Below are 19,574 nucleotides of genomic sequence, written 5' to 3' on the forward strand. Positions count from 1 at the left end.
GACCACCTCCAGCTTCGTAACACTAACTCCGCTAGATGTCTGCTAAAATACTATTTAATGTAAGGCTTGGACGCATTGCTTCCGCTGTCTTGTCATCTTCAGGAAAATAATAACCACCAATTGATAATGAGCTTCCCTGAGCATCGATAAGTTCTCCAGCAATTTTAGCCTCATTTTCAACAAAAGCTTTAGCTACGGGTTTAAATTGAGCTTGAAGATCAGTATCCTTGGTTTGTAAAGCCAATTCTTGTGCCCAATACATTGCTAAATAGAAATGACTTCCTCTGGTATCTAACTCATTCACTTTACGCGAAGGTGATTTTTTGTTGTCCAAGAATTTCTCGGTTGCATCATCTAGAGTTTCTGCTAAGACCTTTGCTTTTGAATTGTCATTCTTTTCGCCAAAATGATCTAGCGAAACAGCCAGTGCCAGAAATTCTCCTAGCGAATCCCAACGAAGATGCCCTTCTTCTAAAAATTGCTGTACATGCTTTGGTGCCGAACCACCTGCTCCGGTTTCGAACAAACCACCACCATTCATTAATGGCACAATGGATAACATTTTTGCACTGGTGCCTACCTCTAAAATTGGGAAGAGATCGGTTAAATAATCTCTCAATACGTTCCCTGTAACAGAGATCGTATCCTCACCATTTTTAATTCGTTCTAGTGTGAAATGTGTTGCTGCAACGGGATCTAAAATGCGAATATCAAGACCATCAGTATTATGATCCTTTAGATACTTTTCGACTTTAATAATAAGTTGCGCATCATGTGATCTATTTTTATCTAACCAAAAAACTGCAGGGGTGTTACTGGCTCGTGATCGGTTTACGGCTAGTTTGACCCAGTCTTGAATTGGAAGATCCTTCACCTGACACATTCTCCAAATATCTCCTTCTTCTACCTCATGCTCAAATACAACTGTGCCTGACTCATCTACAACCTGAACTTTTCCTGTTTCTTCAATTTCAAACGTTTTATCATGCGAACCATATTCCTCTGCTTTTTGTGCCATTAACCCAACATTTGGTACGGTACCCATCGTAGTAGGGTCGAAAGCACCGTGTTTTTTACAAAAATCAATGGTCGCCTGGTATAATTTTGCGTAACTGCTGTCAGGAATTACCGCTTTTGTATCTTGTGTCTTTCCTTCTGCATTCCACATTTGTCCAGAATTTCTGATCATTGCTGGCATAGAAGCATCAATAATCACATCACTTGGCACATGCAAATTGGTGATACCTTTATCAGAGTTAACCATTGCGAGGTCTGGACCGTTTTCTAATGCTGCATCGATATCTTTTAAGATATCGGCCTTTCGATCAGCTTCTAATTCATTGACCTTGCTTAACAAGTTGCCAAAACCGTTATTTACATTCACCCCAATTTCATCAAAAAGGGCTTCATATTTTGCAAATACATCAGCGAAATAAGTGCGAACTGCATGGCCAAAAATAATAGGGTCTGAAACCTTCATCATGGTGGCTTTCATATGTAATGAAAAAAGTACATTTTTTTCATTTGCATCTATCACCTGTTCTTTCAAAAAAGATAATAATGCCTTTTTACTCATTACGGTAGCATCAACAACTTCACCTACCAAAACAGGAACTTGTTCTTTTAACGTATGGGTGGCATCGTCGGTTACAAGTTGAATCTTTAAATTTCCGGCTTGATTTATTACTGTTGATTTCTCATTACTTCTAAAATCACCGTGGCTCATTGTAGCTACATGAGTGCCTGAATCAGCGGTCCATGTACCCATACTATGGGGATTTTTCTTTGCAAAATTCTTCACTGCTTTTGGTGCACGACGATCTGAGTTTCCTTCTCTTAATACCGGATTCACTGCACTACCTTTTATTTTGTCGTAACGCTTTTTGATGTTTTCTTCCTCAGCGTTTTCTGGTTCATCAGGATAATTTGGTAACGCGTAACCATTTTCTTGCAGCTCTTTAATAGCCGCCTTTAATTGCGGGATCGAAGCACTAATATTTGGTAATTTGATGATATTGGCTTCGGGTTTTTTTGCGAGTTCTCCAAGTTCGGCTAGATGATCAGGAGTTTGCTGCGAGGGACTAAGTTTGTCAGGAAAAGCAGCAATAATTCGACCTGCTAATGAAATATCTCTGGTTTCAATATTAATGTTTGATGATGCGGTAAACGCTTTAACAATGGGTAGAAATGATTGTGTGGCTAAAGCCGGAGCTTCGTCCGTTTTAGTGTATAGGATTTTTGCCATTCGATCTATTTTTTTGAGCGTGGCAAATATACAACAATCCGAATGTTTTTTAGGGGTTTCCTAAGTTCTATTAATTAGGTAGAAAAGTCACAAAAAACAAAAGCCATATCAACGTAAATAAATACATGATATGGCTTTTTGAAATAGACTGTTACTGTTCTAGTTACCATTCGTGTGTTAACATGGGTTTCTGAAATTTACTTTCGTCTTGCCCTTCAAGCAGTATGCACTATTTCAGTTGGTTCTTTAGAGTATTTGTTTTGCAACAGCTACTGTAAACGAACCTTAGAAACTGTTAAATAATAACAATTGTTGTTTGCACAATAAATGTCATTACTGTCTCATTTACTAAATATTGCTACTTAGTACCTACTGAAACAATTTACCTAACTCAGATAAGGCTACCTGCATATCCTTATTTCGTTAAGTATTTAGTACTCTAAAACGTTCAACTTGATGAACTTTTTAAAATTCTAAAACAATTTCTAATATAATAAAGAACGTTACTTTATTTCTATCAATAATTTAATAATACATTCTGTATTTTGTTATTAATAGTTCAGCTAATATATAGTTAAATCAATATAAAATCAATTTTTTTAACAAAATAACTATCAACTTGATATTAACTAAAGTTATAAACAATTGTTCATAAACTAAAAAGCCCTGACAATATTGTCAGGGCTTTTTGTTCAACAAAATAACTGTTGCTATTTTCTAACTTCTTTAATACGGGCTTTCTTACCGGTAAGTTCTCTAAAGTAGAATATACGTGCTCTACGAACTTTACCTCTTTTATTGACCTCGATTTTTTGAAGTGCTGGTAAGTTGATAGGAAAAATACGTTCTACTCCTACCGTACCAGACATTTTTCTAATAGTGAAGGTTTCGGTTGCACCGCTACCTCTTCTTTGGATAACTACCCCTCTAAAAAACTGAGTACGGGTTTTGTTACCTTCTCTAATTTCATAATAAACGGTGATAGTATCACCAGATGAAAACTCAGGAAAATCTTTTTTTGTTACAAACTCGTCCTGAACAAATTTTACTAAATCCATTTTAATGGTTTTAAATAATGTGGTTCACACAACATTCGCGACTCTCGCCAGAGGTTATGCAAATCGGCTGCAAAATTAGTAATTTCTATAATTAAACCAACCTAAAAGAAGAAAAAAATCACCTATTCTTTTTTAATGAAATGCCAAGCCAAATAAATCCGCTAATGAGTATTAGGTAAATTATACCTCCTGCCGTGCCAATGTAACCTTGCATTTTCACAACAGTTTCCGCCCCATGCTGTGCTGCCAAGTAGTTGGCTGCAAATGAGCCAAAGAATGCCAAAAAACTTAAAATAGCACCTATGAATATCAATATGGTTGGCGTTGATCTTTTTTTATATAGCAAAATGCTCGCTGCAACTACTAGCCCAATGAGGCCTAAAAAGTGCAATGCTTGTCCAATATAAATTGTAATAGGAATACTGTCATCTATCATGTATAAATTGATTTTAGGAATTAGTAGGGCTGTTGTCAAATCGAATATCGATTGTTAAGGTAAACCTAAGTAATTTATGTCATACAGCCTCTGCATTATGTTAATTTAATGAAATGTTCGTTAAACACTGGTTAAAGGAACACGGTTTAAATTCTTCACTTAGCTTTAAAAATTACTTTCGGGACTTTAATTTTTTAAATATCATACAACTATGAAAAAACAACTATTTTTCTTAATTATTCTTGTTACTGCTAGTTTCCAATTGTATTCACAAGATGAAGTATTTAAACCTACCGAAAAAGGTAGATGGCTAATTGAGGCGAACACAAATTTTGGAACACCGCAAGTTGCGCAGACAAGTTTCTCATTTACAAATACCAGCGGGAGTAGTTTTTGGAGTCTTGGTGCTGAAGGAGGTTATTTTGTTGCAGACAATTTAGCTGTAAAGCTCGGTCTAGGATACTTTGATAGTGATGACAGTTTAATAGATGCCTCACTAAGCTACAAGGTGGGTCTAAAATATTATTTGAAAGAAAAAATTCCTATTCAAATAGACTTTTCTGGGGATACTGAAAACAACGCTTATTTTGGTGTACAAGCAGGATATGCTTTTTTTGTAAACAACAACATTAGTATTGAACCCGGTTTGCGTTTTAATGGTGGTATAAATGAATTCAATATAAATTCATTGCAGTTAAACATTGGATTTGCACTACATTTCTAAAGTATGAATATACGGGGCAGCCAAAATCCGTCCCGTATATGTTTTATTCAAGTAAATCAGGACGTTTCTCTTCGGTACGTTTAATTGCCTGTTCCTCACGCCACTGTTCAATAGCTGGTGTATTGCCGGATGTTAGTATTTCTGGCACTTTCCACCCTTTATAATCTGCAGGACGGGTATAAATAGGTGGTGCAAGTAAATTGTCCTGAAAAGAATCCGTCAATGCAGAGGTTTCATTACCTAGCACTCCTGGTATTAGCCTGATAATCGCATCGCATAAAACCGCCGCACCTAACTCTCCACCTGATAAGACATAGTCGCCAATAGAAATTTCTCGGGTAACGAAATGATCACGAACCCGTTGGTCTACACCTTTATAATGCCCGCACAATACTATAATATTCCCCTTTAGCGAAAGCTCATTAGCAATACCTTGGTTGAGCGTGATGCCGTCTGGAGTCATATAAATGACTTCATCATAGTCTCTTTCGGCTTTTAATTTAGATATACATTTGTCTATGGGCTCTATCATCATAACCATCCCTGCGCCACCGCCAAATTGGTAATCGTCAATCTGCTTGTAATTATTACTAGAAAACTCTCGCAAATTATGAATGTGAACAGCAACTAATTCTTTTTCGATGGCTCGCTTTAAAATGGACGCATCGAATGGACTTTTTAATAAATCAGGAACTACGCTAATGATATCAATTCTCATGTGTGCAAAAATACGAAACACACCAAGTGTAAAAATTTAAAAGTGCTAAAACCTCTACTTTTAAAATAGGATAAGGGTATAAGATGAAATCATGCATATATCAACTTTTCCTGTTTCGTTTATAATTGGTTATTTTCACAACGCTTAAAAACCATTCAATGAAAACCAATAACACACTAATGCGACTTGCATTAATTTGTACGATGCTACTCTCGCTAAGTATTTCAGCGCAAGACAAAAAAGAAGAAGAAGAAAAAAAGACGGACTCAACGAAAATGGCAACAAAAGAATTGCCTCTTGAGCCGGAACGGAAAATAAAATTTAACACCAAGCAAGGTACATGGATTTCGGTTGATGTACATCCAGATGGTAAAACCATTATTTTCGATATGATGGGCGATTTGTACACGATTCCTATTGAAGGAGGAAAGGCGACTCGTATAACGGAGGGCATGCCATATGATGTGCACCCTAGATATAGTCCAGATGGGAAATCGGTTGTTTTTATATCTGATAAAAGTGGATCGGATAATGTTTGGACAATGGATTTAAAAACCAAAGAACAAACACAATTAACCAAAGACAAGAATAAATATCACTTTTCGGCAGATTGGACTCCTGATGGCAATTACATAGTTGGCACACGAGGAAGAAGAAACATTAAGCCTTTTATTATTCACAAAGATGGTGGGGCAGGCGCTTCCTTGCTAGGAGATCAGAAACCGTTAAAAACTACGGATCCGGCGTTAAGCCATGATGGGGATTTAGTTTATTTTTCAAGTAGAAGAAATGCATGGAACTACAATGCGCAACTTCCGCAATACCAAATAATGACCTTTAATCGTGAGGATGGTAGTACCGAACGAATTACCAGCCGATATGGTTCTGCATTTACACCTACTTTATCTAACGATGGTAATTGGATGGTGTATGGTAGTCGTTTTGAGGATGAAACAGGGCTTGTTTTACGCAATTTAAATAATGGTGATGAGCGTTGGTTAGCATATCCCGTGCAACGGGATGAGCAAGAGTCTATAGGCCCACTGGGTGTGATGCCCGCAATGGCCTTTACGCCTGATAGTAAAAACTTTATTGCATCCTATGGAGGTAAAATTTATTCAATTTCAATAGCTAATAATAAGGCGACAGAAATTCCCTTTGAGGTAGATGTTGAATTGGACATGGGGGCTAAGGTTTATTTTAAATACCCGATTAGTGATGAAAAAGAAGCCTTTGTTACGCAAATTAGAGGTGGTGTACCCTCGCCTGACGGAAAGAAATTGGCGTTTACCGCTTTGAATAGGTTGTACGTAATGGACCTTCCTAATGGAACACCAAGGCGGTTGACAAAAAATGAATTTACAGAGGCTGATCCTGCATGGTCCCCTGATGGTAAAAATGTTGTTTTTACTACTTGGAAACAAGGTGGTGGTCACCTATACAAAGTAAATATAAGCGGCAGAGCCAAAGTTGTACAGCTGACCAAAGTTCCTGGAATTTATAGCAATCCCGAATGGTCATATCGTTCTAACCGTATTGCTTTTGTAAAAGGAAGTGCCCAGTCTTATAATGATGCTATAGGTCCCTTTGCTTCGGGAGCACAAGAAGAATTAGCATGGGTATCTTCAAATGGTGGCGATATTAATGTAATAGGAAGGTCTAAAGGGAGAGGAAATCCACATTTTGCAAAAGTAAACGATCGTATTTATTTAAACCATTTTCAGAATGGATTGATCTCTATCCGTTGGGATGATACCGATGAAAAATCTCATTTAAAGGTTACGGGTATTACCACTTTTGGTTCTTCAGATGTATTTGGTAAGGATCATGGTCATGCTGCTTTACCAACACATGAAGAAGGTTGGATGGAAAATAATAAGGCATCGCGACCTACAGAAATAAGAATTTCTCCTGATGGCACTCATGCGTTGGCACACATTAATAATGATATTTATTCTGTAATCATTCCTAAAATTGGTAAAACACCTTCGATCTCATTAGCAAAGGCTGATGCCGCTGCTTTTCCAGCTAGAAAACTGACGATCATGGGAGGAGAGTTCCCTACCTGGAGCGACAATAGTAAAAAAGTACATTGGTCATTAGGAGCCAGTCATTTTATTTATGATTTGGATAAAGGAAAGGCCTTTGTTGATAGTTTGAAGCTGGCTAAAAAGAAAGAAAAAGAACTTAAGGAAGCCGAAAAGAAAAAGGATAGCACCGAAAAGAAAGAAGATAAAAAAGCTGAAAAGGATAAGGATAAGAAAAAAGAAAAACCAAAATTCAAGGCGGACGAGTATAAAATAAAGGTGCCGTATCAACGAGCAATGGCTAATGGTACTGTCTTGCTGAAAGGCGGTCGTATTATAACAATGAAAGGAGATCAGGTGATTGAAAATGGGGATATCCTTATTGTAAATAATCGTATTAAAAATGTTGGGACATCCGGTAGTTTTAGTATTCCATCTGGGGCAAAGACTATTGATGTTTCAGGTAAAACTTTAACACCTGGATTTGTAGACACCCACGCCCATATGTGGCCTAACTGGGGTATTCATAAAAACCAGATATGGATATATTCTGCTAATCTTGCTTATGGTGTAACGACGACTCGTGACCCGCAGACAGCTACTACTGACGTTTTAACCTATGCCGATATGGTTGAAGCTGGTATGATGCACGGACCTCGAGTTTATAGTACCGGACCCGGACTAGGTTTCTGGGGATATAACATTAAAAGTTTAGAACATGCTAAAGATGTTTTAAAGCAGTATAGCGAATACTACAATACAAAAACTATTAAAATGTATTTGGTTGGTAATCGTCAGCAGCGTCAATGGGTGATTATGGCTTGTAAGGAACTTAGTTTAATGCCAACTACGGAAGGTGGTCTTGACTTTAAGCGCAACATGGTGAATATGATCGATGGTTATCCTGGACACGAACATTCGTTGCCGATATATCCTATTTATAAAGATGTAATACAAACCGCAGCTGAATCGGACATGGCAGTTACACCCACCTTGTTGGTTTCGTATGGTGGGCCTTGGGCTGAGAATTATTATTACTCAAGAGAGAATCCGTATCACGATAAAAAACTGCAATATTTTACACCTTATGAAGAGTTAGCTCAAAAATCTAGAAGAAGACCAGGATGGTTTATGGATGAAGAGCATGTGTTTAAAAAGCATGCCGAGTTTATGAAAGATTTTGTGGAAGCAGGAGGTACTGGAGGTGTTGGAAGTCACGGACAGTTACAAGGTCTCGGTTTTCATTGGGAGTTGTGGTCAGTAGCAAGTGGCGGAATGAAAAATCACGATGCATTAAAAGTGGGCACTATTCACGGGGCAAGGGCTATCGGGTTAGATAATGATCTAGGTAGTCTAGAAGCAGGTAAATTAGCTGATATTGTTATTATGGAGAAGAATCCGTTAGAAAACTTAAGAAATACTAATACCATTACTCATGTGGTAAAAGATGGTGTGGTTTATGACGCCAATACGCTTGATGAGGTAGCTCCGGTGGCTAAAAAGGCGCCAATATTCCATTGGCAAATGAAAAGACCAAGCGGCATTCCGGGGATGAAGAAATAGTTTTAAATATAGAAAATGTTTGTTTAAACCTGCAAGACCCTTGGGTCCTTGTAGGTTTTTTCATTTTAAAAATTAAATGTCAGGGTTTTTCCAGAAAAAGTGAAGGTCAGGATCGGCTTCCCAACCTAAATGTTTGTATAATTCTTGTGCAGGGTTATGCGTTTCTGTTTGAAGTACTAACCCTTTATAACCCTTTTTCTTGCAGAATTCTTTAGCAGCGTTTAACAAAGCTGTCCCTACACCTTTACTCCGTGTTTCTGGATTTACAAACAAATCGTTTAGCACATACATGGGTTGAGCAGTTACTGATGAAAAAATAGGAAAAAGCTGTGTAAATCCTAGCGGATTATGATCGTCATCCAGTGCTAATAGAACGGTAGATTCATTGTTTTTTATTCGATCTTGTATGAATTTTCTTGAACCTTCTAAATCGCTTTTTTGTTTATAGAAAACGCGATAGGCATCGAATAGGGGAGAAACCAAATCGATGTGATCGTTATTTGCAAATACAATTTGCATAGCTTCTAGCTTTTTCCGGCTTTCTGCTTGTTGATCTCGTCCTGTAGTTGGCGACGAACCTTTTGCTCACGTTCTAAGGCACGGCTGCGATGTGCCTCAAACTCTTCTTCAACCTCACTAAGTTTAGCACGCGCTTGTTGTGTAATTAGGTTACTGTTTCTATACTTATATACAAACCATACTAATAAACCAATGAGTACTGCGATAATTCCCCATAAAAGAGCATTATACCCGGATTTACTCATTAAAATACCTAAGAATGATATGCTGTCTTTTTCTTTGTTGGTTTGTTCTAACGTTTGGTTGGTGTTAGCAAGCTCTGTTTTTAAATTGTTAATCTGATTTTGTTGCGCAGTTATGGTGTTTTTACCTTCATTTATGGAAGCACGCATCACCTTAAGGGTGTCCAGTACGTTAGCTTTCATTTTATTGGCCATAAACCTCTTGATCATCTCATATTCCTGATAATTAGGAGATTTTTTTAGAAGCCATGTTAACTGACTTTCTATCGTGCCACCATCTAACGACCCTTCAACAGGAGTGGTTTGGGCTTGAAGTCCGGTACTAAATGAAATAACTAAAAATAGGAGTATGAGTTTGAAAAATTTCATGCTAACGGATAAATCTAAAATAAATTGTAAAGGTTAATGTTAAATTTTTTATTATAACGAGTGCCACATTAACTTATTGTAAAAATACGTACTAATAGCATAATATGGATGTTTATAACAGCTTTCTTATTTGATTTATAAAACAAAAAATCCGCAACACATTAAAAATCAGTGCTGCGGATTGTATTTAAAATTCAAATTTACTAGTAATATGTAAATCGCCTTACTTTACTAATATATTTAGCTAGTCGAATCACTTGGTGACTATACCCATACTCATTGTCATACCAAATATATAGTACTGCATTTTTACCATTTTCTGTTACAATGGTTGCATTACTGTCATAAATGGCAGGTTGTGAAGAGCCCACTATATCTGATGATACCAACTCGTTGTCTAAAGAATATTTTATTTGTTCAACAAGATCACCTTCTAGCGCATATTTTTTCATAATGGTATTTAAAGCATCCTTGGATGTGCTGTTACCCAATTCTAATTTCAAAATTGCTAATGATCCGTTTGGTACGGGTACGCGAATAGCATTTGATGTTAACTTTCCTTCTAAAGATGGTAACGCTTTTGCTACAGCTTGACCTGCTCCTGTCTCGGTAATGACCATATTCAAAGCCGCGGCACGACCTCGGCGGTATTTTTTATGCATATTGTCTACCAGGTTTTGATCGTTGGTATATGCATGTATGGTTTCTAAATGACCACTTACTACGCCTAATGAGTCTTCTACCGCTTTTAAAATAGGGGTAATAGCATTTGTGGTGCAAGAAGCAGCGGAAAAAATATCAACTTGATCAGGGTCGTAGTTCGTGTGGTTTACACCATGTACAATATTTGGTACGCCTTTGCCAGGAGCTGTTAATAGTACTTTATCAATTCCTTTTGCTTTTAAATGACGACTAAGCGCTTCCTTATCTCTAAAAGCACCCGTATTATCAATAACCAAAGCATTTTGAATACCTAGTTTGGTATAGTCAATATCTTCCGGATTGTTCGCTGAGATAATGTTTACAGTGGTCCCATTAATGATTAATGCTTTTTTCTCGAAATCGGTAATTACGGTGCCAGAAAATTCTCCGTGAATAGAATCTCCGCGAAGTAAGGAGGCTCTTTTTTCCAACACATCTTCAGTAATGGCTCCTCTTGTTACAATTGCACGAAGTCTCATTTGACTCCCTTTTCCGGTTTTTGCCATTAGCTCACGTGCTACCAAGCGACCAATTCTGCCAAAACCATATAGAACCACATCTTTTGGCTTGATGTCTTCATCTCTATTGGCATTTTTAAGCTTGTTGAGCACAAAAGACTTTACATTGTCATGCTTATCATCTTCCAGATGATATTCATAAGTAAGTTTGCCAATGTCTAGCTTTGCCGGAGGCAACTTAATTTGATGAATAGCTTGCGCTATTTCGACGGAATCAAAAATTGAAATTGGCTTTTGAACGAACTCGCCGGCATATTCATGTAAATTGATAATTTCGCTTACATTTTTGTCGATTAGTTGGTTTCTAAATAGTACGAGTTCAATTGATTTATCATACCAAAGATCGCTTACTATTTTAATAAACTCTACCGTAGCCCGGCGGCGGTCCGCTTGAAACGCTAGTTCTTTTTCGTAAGTGTCATTTGCACTACCCATTGTGAAAAGATTGTTGTGTTTAAATTTTGCGCAAAAGTATAAATTTCAAACGTTTTCGGGCTTAAAAATGATTAAAATTAAAATCCCTCGATAAACAACCGTTTATCGAGGGATTTTGACTTAAACTCTTTTCCTTAATTAATCTCTGAATATATATCGTTCAGCTTCTAACTGCCGATTCAAAAATGTAATCTTTTCTAGTTTATCTTGAATATTTTTCTTTTTTAATTTTTCTATATCTCTAATCGAGTTGATCTTTGTTCCGTTAATTTCTGTAAGAATATATCCGGTGCTAACATCTGTAGATCTATTAATAACTGAACCTTTATCAAGGTCGTTTACAATAACTCCATTTTCAATATTATATTTCTCTTTGTTATCCGCTGATATATTGCGAAGCTTCATTCCTAGAAAGTCCACTTCAAAAATATCAAATTTTGAAAGGGTTACGGGTAATTCAACACGTCTTCCATCCCGATCGATGACAACATTTAAGGTTTCATTAGGTCTTTTAGAATTCAGATACCCAGTTAAATCAGCGAACTTTCTAATGCGAACGCGGTCAATCTTTTTAATAACGTCTCCTGTTTTGATGCCTCCTTTATCAGCGCCGGAGTTTACTTCAACACCAGCAACATAAACGCCTTCTAATTCATCGATACCTTTCTCAACTGCTTCTGGTGAGTTTCTATTAATCGTTGTAATACCAAGCACACCTTTCTGTACATTCCCAAATTCTAGTAAATCATCTACTACTTTCTTGGCAATATTGGAGGGTACTGCAAACGAATATCCTACAAACGATCCGGTTTGTGATGTAATTGCCGTATTAATTCCAATAAGATCACCATTTGTATTCACTAAAGCACCACCGCTGTTTCCGGGGTTAACCGCTGCATCAGTTTGTAAAAATGATTGATTTTGCTGGTCAAATTCGTTTAAATCACGTGCTTTAGCACTTATAATGCCTGCTGTAACCGTCGATGTCAAATTAAAAGGATTACCAACTGCAAGCACCCATTCTCCTACACGTACATTATCCGAATCTCCAAATGCAATGAAATTCAAGTCACTATCGGCTTCTATTTTTAAAACCGCTATATCAGTTTTAGGATCGGAACCTACTAAAATTGCCGGATACGATTTGTTGTTATTCAGCGTAACTTCTAATTCATCAGCGCCTTCGATAACGTGATTGTTGGTAATAATATGACCATCTGGAGAAATAATCACTCCTGAACCAGATCCTTCTCTTACTCTAGACTTTGAACTTCTACCGTAAAAGAAATCGTAAATAGGATTGGAAGCCGAGCCTGTAGCTCTATTTTTTACATGAACAACACTATTTACAGTTTTTTCTGCAGCATTGGTAAAATCAATACCATCGATCGCGGCTGACTTTATCCGGGTGTTATTTGTTGAATAGGTTGTGGGTATAAAGGTAGACTCCGTCTGGCTTATAGTTTGCGCTTCTTGCGGTTTTTCTTTCTCTAAGGCAATTTTATAAAAGCCTAAGGTAAAAGCCCCTCCAATAATTGATGCCAAAATCAATGTCGATAATTTCTTCATTTTCTTTTTTTAGGTTTTACAATCTAGTATGTAGTCGAATTTAACATTTAAAATTACTTGAATATTGTATTTGGTTCTCAACTTTAACCACACTTTAACAAGCATTGGTCCGCAGCAATAATTTGTACATTTGCACTTCTAAATTTTATAATGAACATTACTTTTTACAAATATCAGGGTACTGGTAACGATTTCATCTTAATTGATAATCGACACTATCAATTGCCCCAAAGCGATACCGAGACCGTCGCACATTTATGCGATCGAAAATTTGGTGTAGGTGCAGATGGTCTTATTTTTCTAGAAAATGACGAATCGTCAGATTTCAGAATGGTGTATTATAATGCCGATGGAAACCAGAGTACTATGTGTGGAAATGGCGGAAGATGTATCGTAGCCTTTGCTAAATTTTTGGGTGTTATTGAAAGCAAATGCTGTTTTAATGCTATAGATGGACTTCATTACGCCACCATAAATGATGATTATGTAGAGTTGCAAATGCAAGATGTTAGTGATATACAGCGATACGCTAATCACCTTTTTCTGGATACTGGTTCACCACATCATGTGCAAATGGAGAGTGATCTTGACGACCTTGATATTAAAAACAAAGGAGCTAATATCCGGTATGGAGAGCTTTATGGAAAAGCTGGTATTAATGTGAATTTTGTAAACAAATTAGATGATTCGCACTTTAGAGTACGGACTTATGAACGAGGGGTGGAAGATGAAACCTTATCTTGTGGTACGGGTGTTACTGCGGTTGCTATTGCTATGAATTATCAGGGTAATACCAGTGCTGAAAGTATTACCTTAGAATCAGAAGGAGGACCATTACAAGTATCTTTTGAACGTGATGGTGACATCTACAAAAAAGTCTTTTTAAAAGGACCGGCAGTACAAGTATTTAAAGGTGAAGTCAATTGGAAACTTTAAAAGGGAAGCATATTAACCTTAGGGCACTTGAGCCTGAAGATCTTGAATTTCTCGAAATTATTGAGAATGATGAAAGCATATGGGAAGTAAGTCATACGCAAACTCCATATTCATCGTATATTTTAAAGGAGTACTTAAAAAATTGCCACAAAGATATTTATGAGGTAAAGCAGCTTCGGTTGGTGATTGATCACAACGAAAGGGCTATTGGCTTGATCGATCTTTTCGATTTTGACCCCAAAAATAGAAGGGTTGGAGTTGGAGTGATTATCGCAGAAAATGAAAATAGAAATAAAGGTTTCGGCAAAGAGGCAGTGCAACTTTTAATTGATTACACATTTACCTATTTAGGAGTGCATCAATTGTATTGTAATATTGCCGAAGATAATACTAATAGTATTCGGCTTTTTGAATCATGTGGTTTTATAAAGTCAGGTTTGAAGAAAGACTGGAATTTTGTAGGTGGAGTTTTTAAAAATGAACTATTATTTCAATTAATAAAATCATAACCCCAATATTATGAGCAACCTGAAAAAAATTACTGTATTAATCCTTCTGTTAGGTGTTGTAGCCGGGGGATTATTTGTGTACAATTTTTATAATGTATTTTTTAATCCAAATACTGCCTTTAATAATGAAAAGGCCTTTTTGTTTATTCCAAGTGACGCCAGTTTTGATGATGTTGTTGAACAACTATCACCGCTTTTGAAAAATATTGAAGATTTTAAAATTACCGCCAATAAAAAGGGATATTCAATTAAAGGAGGTAAATATGCGATAGTGAAAGGGATGAACAACAATGAGATCATTAATACCCTTCGAAGCGGTAATATGCCCGTTAAGATTTCATTTAACAATCAAGACCGACTAGAATTACTGGCTGGTCGTATTGCTGCTCAATTGGAAAAAGACAGTACAGCCTTTTTAAGTGCCTTTAAGGATCCTATCTTTCTTAAAGATAATGACTTTAACCTGGATAATGCATTGTCAATGTATATTCCTAATAGCTATGAAGTATATTGGAATTTAAGCCCTGAAGGGTTTCGTGACCGTATGTTGAAAGAATATAAGCGTTTCTGGAATGATTCACGTTTGAAAAAAGCAGCCTCATTAGGGTATACACCTAAGCAAATAACAGCTCTTGCAGCCATTGTAGATAAAGAATCTGTTAAACGTGAAGAACGCCCTCGTATAGCTGGTGTTTACTTAAATCGTTTAAGGCGAAATATCCCTTTGCAGGCTGATCCAACCATTATTCATGCACTTAAAAAAGAGGAAAATAATTGGGATCGTGTCATAAAGCGAGTCTTAAATAAGGATCTTGAAATTGATTCTCCCTATAATACGTATAAAAACATCGGTATACCGCCTGGACCAATCAGTATGCCCGATATTTCTGCCGTTGATGCGGTTTTAAATGCAGAAAATCACAATTATCTTTTCTTTGTTGCAGATATCGAAAGGTTTGGGTATCATATGTTTGCAGAAACACATGCACAACACGTTGCCAATGCCAATAAATATCGAAGATGGGCCACGCGAAATAAAATATTACGCTAGGATTCATTAAAAGGAAAAACCTAATAAAAGCTAAGTAATTCACAATGAAGTGTTAACAAATTTGTTAGTCAATGCTAAAATTATGTTATAGTTACGACTAATTTCGCAAAGCTTTACTCCCCACCAAATACATAGTGTACGTTCATTAAATTGGACAAAAAGACCCCATTTCTTTAGGAAAGCTTTAACCAAGCTATCATTAGATAGCTGTATGTTTGTAGGCTGTAATTTTAGGTAGATGCGCCCCACATCTAGCCGCCATTAAGAATTAAAAAACATAATTGATTCTTAGTGGCAAATGGCACACCTAAAGAAATATATATTTATGAGTAAATTGATTGGTAGGAAAACTATCGTTCTTTGTTTAATGATTATTGTTAGCTTGGGATTTACCCATACCAACAAAGATGTTGAGGTGCGCAAAATTATGCATCCGGACAACTTGGTAACAGGTGAATTGGAGGCAGGAGTCCCAACGGCTAGCGAGATTATTTTCCAAACTGAAAGACCCATTCCTTTTTTAAGGAAAGAGTTTAATGGTTTTAAAGAGGCACTAGCTTTTAAAGAGTCTCAAGGAAATTATTTTAGTATTAATACTTATGGTTATATGGGAAAATACCAGTTTGGTACTAGTACCCTTCATTTAATTGGAGTTTATAACCCGAATAGTTTTTTAAAAAACCCAGCATTGCAAGAAAAGGCTTTTTTGGCCTATACGTCACGTAATAAATGGGTGCTACGAAGAGATATTAATCGATTTGTAGGTAAACGTTTTAATGGAATTAAAATCACAGAATCAGGTATTTTGGCTGCCGCACATCTAGCGGGTCCTGGACATGTGAAAAAGTACTTACGTAGCGGAGGTAAGTTTCAGTTTGCTGATGCGTATGGTACTACTATTAAAGATTATATGAAAAAGTTCTCCGGATATGATTTATCAGCGATTCCGGCTAACAAAAAGGCTAAAGCTTAATAGTGATCTTTAAAAACTTAATTGGTAATACGGTAACTCGATAGTTACCGTATTTTTTTTGGATTAATTTAAACAGAAAATCCTAGAAAGCATTAGTTCGAGTAAGCTACAGTAAGGGCTGATGGCTTAAGGTTCCAATGTAACTGCGTGAAAACAAAAAAGCCGAACACACAGTGTTCGACTTTTGTTGGTCGGGGTGGCAGGATGACAACCTTTCCACCTAATTCCTTCAAAAACCGAACCTTATGGGATTTCTAAAAATCTTGTTCCCGAATTGTTCCCGATTTCTTTGATTTAACTTGTATTAAATTCTAGGCAAAGATATACAAACCAAAAATGCAAAACAACTTAAACCCTAATAAATTAGCGGGATTTCAGAGGTTTTTAATACCCTGAAAATGTGGCAAGTAATCAAATATCCTCCTTATCCATTCGGAACAATAAACTAGCAGATAGCTCATCCAAAAACTTGGTGCGGCTCTTTTTTCTCGCTTTTATTTCGGAGTAGGTCTTATAGAAATCCTTCAAATCAAAATCAAAGATTTCTTGAAATCGGGTAACGATTTCTTTCAACTCAATGTTTCCATTGTTGATGGACCTTGTATGATTAAGTGCATAGATAAGTTCGACCAATGCCGCTTTGGAGGAAGTCCATTGAAACCCCTTCAAAACGTTTTTGACTTTTGTACCATTGCGCCTATTCAGGTTCTTCAATCGTTCTTCCAAGTACTTAATCAATCTTTTGTTTGCCAACAGCTTGCCCAGAAGTAAATCGTGGGAGGTACTAAAATCAGGGTCACGATAGTAGTATTTTGAAGTCGTGACATTGAACTTATTGAAATACGCCCTAGTAAAATAGCGGTCGTCCAGATACATTCTCCCCTGCTCTATGTACTGGTTAAAGTCCATATTGACCGTAAAGAACCTATTGAGCTTGTTTATCTTCTTGACAACAGCCTGCTTTTGAACGGTCTTATTTCCCTTGGGGAACTGCGCTTCAAACGACCTTAAATCGGAGAAGTAAATTAAATTGGATAAGGGGACTTGCTTGGTCTCTTTAAAAAACTCTATCTCCAAACTCGGGTCTTTACAACCGTTGGCAAGCACCATTTTTTTGAATTTGGACAATAGGTTTCTACATAGCACGATGGATAGGTCGGCTTGTTTGATAATGTCCAATGTCGTTGAATGAATGCTTTCCAGTTCATTCAATAATTCTTGAGCTAGTATTTTCTTTTCCATACATCCCCATTTTGTATAAATTGAATGGCTTATTTATGTAGGGAGGTTGTTTACTTCTATGCATCTTATAACCAATTCATTGAATTCTTTTTTTAAGAATTTACATCAAGAATTGTGCCTTTATACCAATGTTACAAGTACCTACGCCGTTTAGGAATCAAATATGGACTGTGCTTCCCGATGGATTTTATCAAAGTTTGCCTTTAATTCCTGTTCGGTGATTTCGATGGGTTCTGGAAGTTTTCTTTCAATGACGGGCATTTTAAACTGTACTTTTTTATCCTTTCCATCAAAGAATACGACGAACTCTCCTTGCTGTAAGCCATAAAAAGCATCGGCACGTCTTTTGGCGACCTCCTTTTCACCTTGCGTAATTCTGGTATCAAAATTTAGGGAATGGCCTTTACTGATACTTCTGGTCTCTTTTTTGACAATCTCAAAGAAACGTTCGTAATATTTAGCGGTATCAGGGTCGTTTGCCTTACCGAAAAATTGATAGGAAAGATTGCTCAAAATGGCTTTGCTCGCCTTATCGCCATACATCATATCATTCTGTATCTTATCCTGAAGCACATAAATGGTCATTATATCATAGCTCCTTAAGGTGGCTGGGATTCGGTGCATATTCAATAGTCTTAGCGTCGCTGCCTCTTCCATCAACAGAAAGGAAGAAAGTCGATTACGTTCGCTCATTTGCTTCGTAATCGAATGTATGATGGTGGCAATCACGGGTGACAAAGAAGTTTCCTTTTTAGGATTGTTGACCACTGAAATTATAGAGGGGTTATCGGTATGATTCACCCCTAATGGCACTTCATCTGCTGACAATACCATAAATATCTTTTGTGTACTTATCTTCTTAAAGGCATTGGCCAATGTGCTACGCACGCCTGCCGTCTGTCGGTCGGAATCCACCCCAGAGATAAAGGCATCCGCCATTGCTTTAGCCGTCACATTGGCACTTAGAAAATCCACCAGTTCTTCTGTGGTCAGATGCTGGTACAGGGCAATCATATGGGGTATGGTGCAATAATCGGGATAGTTCTCCTTCAATCGCCAAATCATACCCCCAATCAATCCTTCCACGGCATCATTGAAAAATTTTGATGTTCCCGTACTTCCCGATTCTTTTAGCTCCAACAGGTTTTCCAGAAGGACACGTGAGATTTCGTGGACACTTTCTTCATCGGGAATATAATGCGGTGATATAGGGTTCACCTTGTTATATATCGGGTCAAAAGAAATGATATAAAACTGTCTATCCGTTTGTGTAAAGATGGGATAGGCCATTTCAGTGATTTCAAAATTCTTGTAGTCGTGCATTATCCCACAAAACCCAAACCTGCTCAAATGGTCAAACAGATTGTACACCACACTTTCCGTTTTTCCACTGCCTGCCGAACCAATTATGGATATACCTCGACGGATGTTATCCAACTTCAAACGATACCCTTTTGTATCTAAGATGACCCTGTACTTTTTATTGGTATTGCTTTTCGTTTCTTCCTTGGCCACAAAAACAAACAATAGAATGGCTGCGAACAAAAGTGGCAATCCTCCATATAAAATGAGTTTTAAAAATGGATGGAAGGGAATATTGGTTTTGACTAATACCCCAACCATTACCAAAAGCACCACTACGATATAGAATCCTTTTCTAAGGAATCGGATAAGAAGAAATTCCAGCACCAAAGCTGAAACCAAAATCGTAATAAAGAGACCTACATTTTCCATAATA

General features: G+C 37.0%; 16 protein-coding genes. 6 read left to right on the plus strand and 10 right to left on the minus strand.

The genetic code is table 11. The features are described from left to right. Positions 1–31 precede the first annotated feature (31 nt). The 3 genes from ABN763_RS00290 to ABN763_RS00300 form a co-directional block, all read right to left on the minus strand. Positions 32–2,245, minus strand: a complete 2,214-nt coding sequence (locus tag ABN763_RS00290) for an NADP-dependent isocitrate dehydrogenase (protein ID WP_410483404.1) — start codon at positions 2,243–2,245, stop codon at positions 32–34. A 710-nt stretch (positions 2,246–2,955) separates the two neighbouring features. Further along, the gene (gene rplS, locus ABN763_RS00295; protein ID WP_410483405.1) at positions 2,956–3,303 is read right to left on the minus strand and encodes a 50S ribosomal protein L19; all 348 of its coding nucleotides are present in this window, start codon (positions 3,301–3,303) and stop codon (positions 2,956–2,958) included. A 118-nt stretch (positions 3,304–3,421) separates the two neighbouring features. Continuing rightward, positions 3,422–3,739: a hypothetical protein gene (locus ABN763_RS00300; protein ID WP_410483406.1), complete on the minus strand. Its 318-nt coding sequence runs from the start codon at positions 3,737–3,739 to the stop codon at positions 3,422–3,424. A 211-nt stretch (positions 3,740–3,950) separates the two neighbouring features. Here ABN763_RS00300 and ABN763_RS00305 point away from each other — a divergent pair, with 211 nt between their 5' ends. Further along, positions 3,951–4,463: a hypothetical protein gene (locus ABN763_RS00305; RefSeq protein ID WP_410483407.1), complete on the plus strand. Its 513-nt coding sequence runs from the start codon at positions 3,951–3,953 to the stop codon at positions 4,461–4,463. Between the two features lie 43 nt (positions 4,464–4,506). Here ABN763_RS00305 and trmD read toward each other — a convergent pair whose 3' ends face one another. Then, positions 4,507–5,181 carry a tRNA (guanosine(37)-N1)-methyltransferase TrmD gene (gene trmD / locus ABN763_RS00310; protein WP_410483408.1) on the minus strand — a complete coding sequence of 225 codons (675 nt, stop codon included), beginning with the start codon at positions 5,179–5,181 and terminating at the stop codon, positions 4,507–4,509. A gap of 158 nt (positions 5,182–5,339) precedes the next feature. On the opposite strand from trmD, the gene ABN763_RS00315 reads away from it, so the two are divergent. Continuing rightward, entirely contained in the window at positions 5,340–8,771 is a 3,432-nt protein-coding gene (locus tag ABN763_RS00315; RefSeq protein WP_410483409.1) for an amidohydrolase family protein, read from the plus strand. Positions 8,772–8,843: 72 nt separating this feature from the next. Here ABN763_RS00315 and ABN763_RS00320 read toward each other — a convergent pair whose 3' ends face one another. From ABN763_RS00320 to ABN763_RS00335, 4 genes are all read right to left on the minus strand, one after another. Continuing rightward, positions 8,844–9,290: a GNAT family N-acetyltransferase gene (locus tag ABN763_RS00320; RefSeq protein ID WP_410483410.1), complete on the minus strand. Its 447-nt coding sequence runs from the start codon at positions 9,288–9,290 to the stop codon at positions 8,844–8,846. A gap of 5 nt (positions 9,291–9,295) precedes the next feature. Further along, positions 9,296–9,901, minus strand: coding sequence for a tRNA (guanine-N1)-methyltransferase (locus ABN763_RS00325; RefSeq protein ID WP_410483411.1), 606 nt, complete (start codon positions 9,899–9,901; stop codon positions 9,296–9,298). Between the two features lie 203 nt (positions 9,902–10,104). Continuing rightward, positions 10,105–11,556 carry a glyceraldehyde-3-phosphate dehydrogenase gene (locus ABN763_RS00330; RefSeq protein WP_410483412.1) on the minus strand — a complete coding sequence of 484 codons (1,452 nt, stop codon included), beginning with the start codon at positions 11,554–11,556 and terminating at the stop codon, positions 10,105–10,107. A gap of 138 nt (positions 11,557–11,694) precedes the next feature. Next, positions 11,695–13,125 (minus strand): trypsin-like peptidase domain-containing protein, encoded by a 1,431-nt coding sequence (locus tag ABN763_RS00335; protein WP_410483413.1) that lies wholly within the window; start codon positions 13,123–13,125, stop codon positions 11,695–11,697. 150 nt (positions 13,126–13,275) lie between these two features. Between ABN763_RS00335 and dapF the strand changes: the two genes are divergently transcribed. The 4 genes from dapF to ABN763_RS00355 all read left to right on the plus strand — a co-directional run bounded on the left by dapF (position 13,276) and on the right by ABN763_RS00355 (position 16,594). Then, complete coding sequence (dapF, locus tag ABN763_RS00340) at positions 13,276–14,061, plus strand: diaminopimelate epimerase (protein WP_410483414.1); 786 nt, start codon at positions 13,276–13,278, stop codon at positions 14,059–14,061. Then, positions 14,049–14,570, plus strand: coding sequence for a GNAT family N-acetyltransferase (locus tag ABN763_RS00345; protein WP_410483415.1), 522 nt, complete (start codon positions 14,049–14,051; stop codon positions 14,568–14,570). Before dapF ends, ABN763_RS00345 begins: the two co-directional genes overlap by 13 nt. A gap of 10 nt (positions 14,571–14,580) precedes the next feature. Beyond that, positions 14,581–15,621 (plus strand): endolytic transglycosylase MltG, encoded by a 1,041-nt coding sequence (gene mltG / locus ABN763_RS00350; RefSeq protein WP_410483416.1) that lies wholly within the window; start codon positions 14,581–14,583, stop codon positions 15,619–15,621. Positions 15,622–15,946: 325 nt separating this feature from the next. Continuing rightward, entirely contained in the window at positions 15,947–16,594 is a 648-nt protein-coding gene (locus tag ABN763_RS00355) for a hypothetical protein (protein WP_410483417.1), read from the plus strand. Between the two features lie 411 nt (positions 16,595–17,005). On the opposite strand, the gene ABN763_RS00360 is transcribed toward ABN763_RS00355, so the two are convergent. Both ABN763_RS00360 and ABN763_RS00365 read right to left on the minus strand, forming a co-directional pair. Further along, positions 17,006–17,836 (minus strand): RteC domain-containing protein, encoded by an 831-nt coding sequence (locus ABN763_RS00360; RefSeq protein WP_410483418.1) that lies wholly within the window; start codon positions 17,834–17,836, stop codon positions 17,006–17,008. Positions 17,837–17,986: 150 nt separating this feature from the next. After that, on the minus strand, positions 17,987–19,570 hold the full coding sequence (locus tag ABN763_RS00365) for a type IV secretory system conjugative DNA transfer family protein (RefSeq protein ID WP_410484163.1): 1,584 nt from the start codon (positions 19,568–19,570) through the stop codon (positions 17,987–17,989). Positions 19,571–19,574: the final 4 nt, after the last annotated feature.

The organism is Spongiivirga sp. MCCC 1A20706 (assembly GCF_046524175.1).
Classification (GTDB): Bacteria; Bacteroidota; Bacteroidia; order Flavobacteriales; family Flavobacteriaceae; genus Spongiivirga.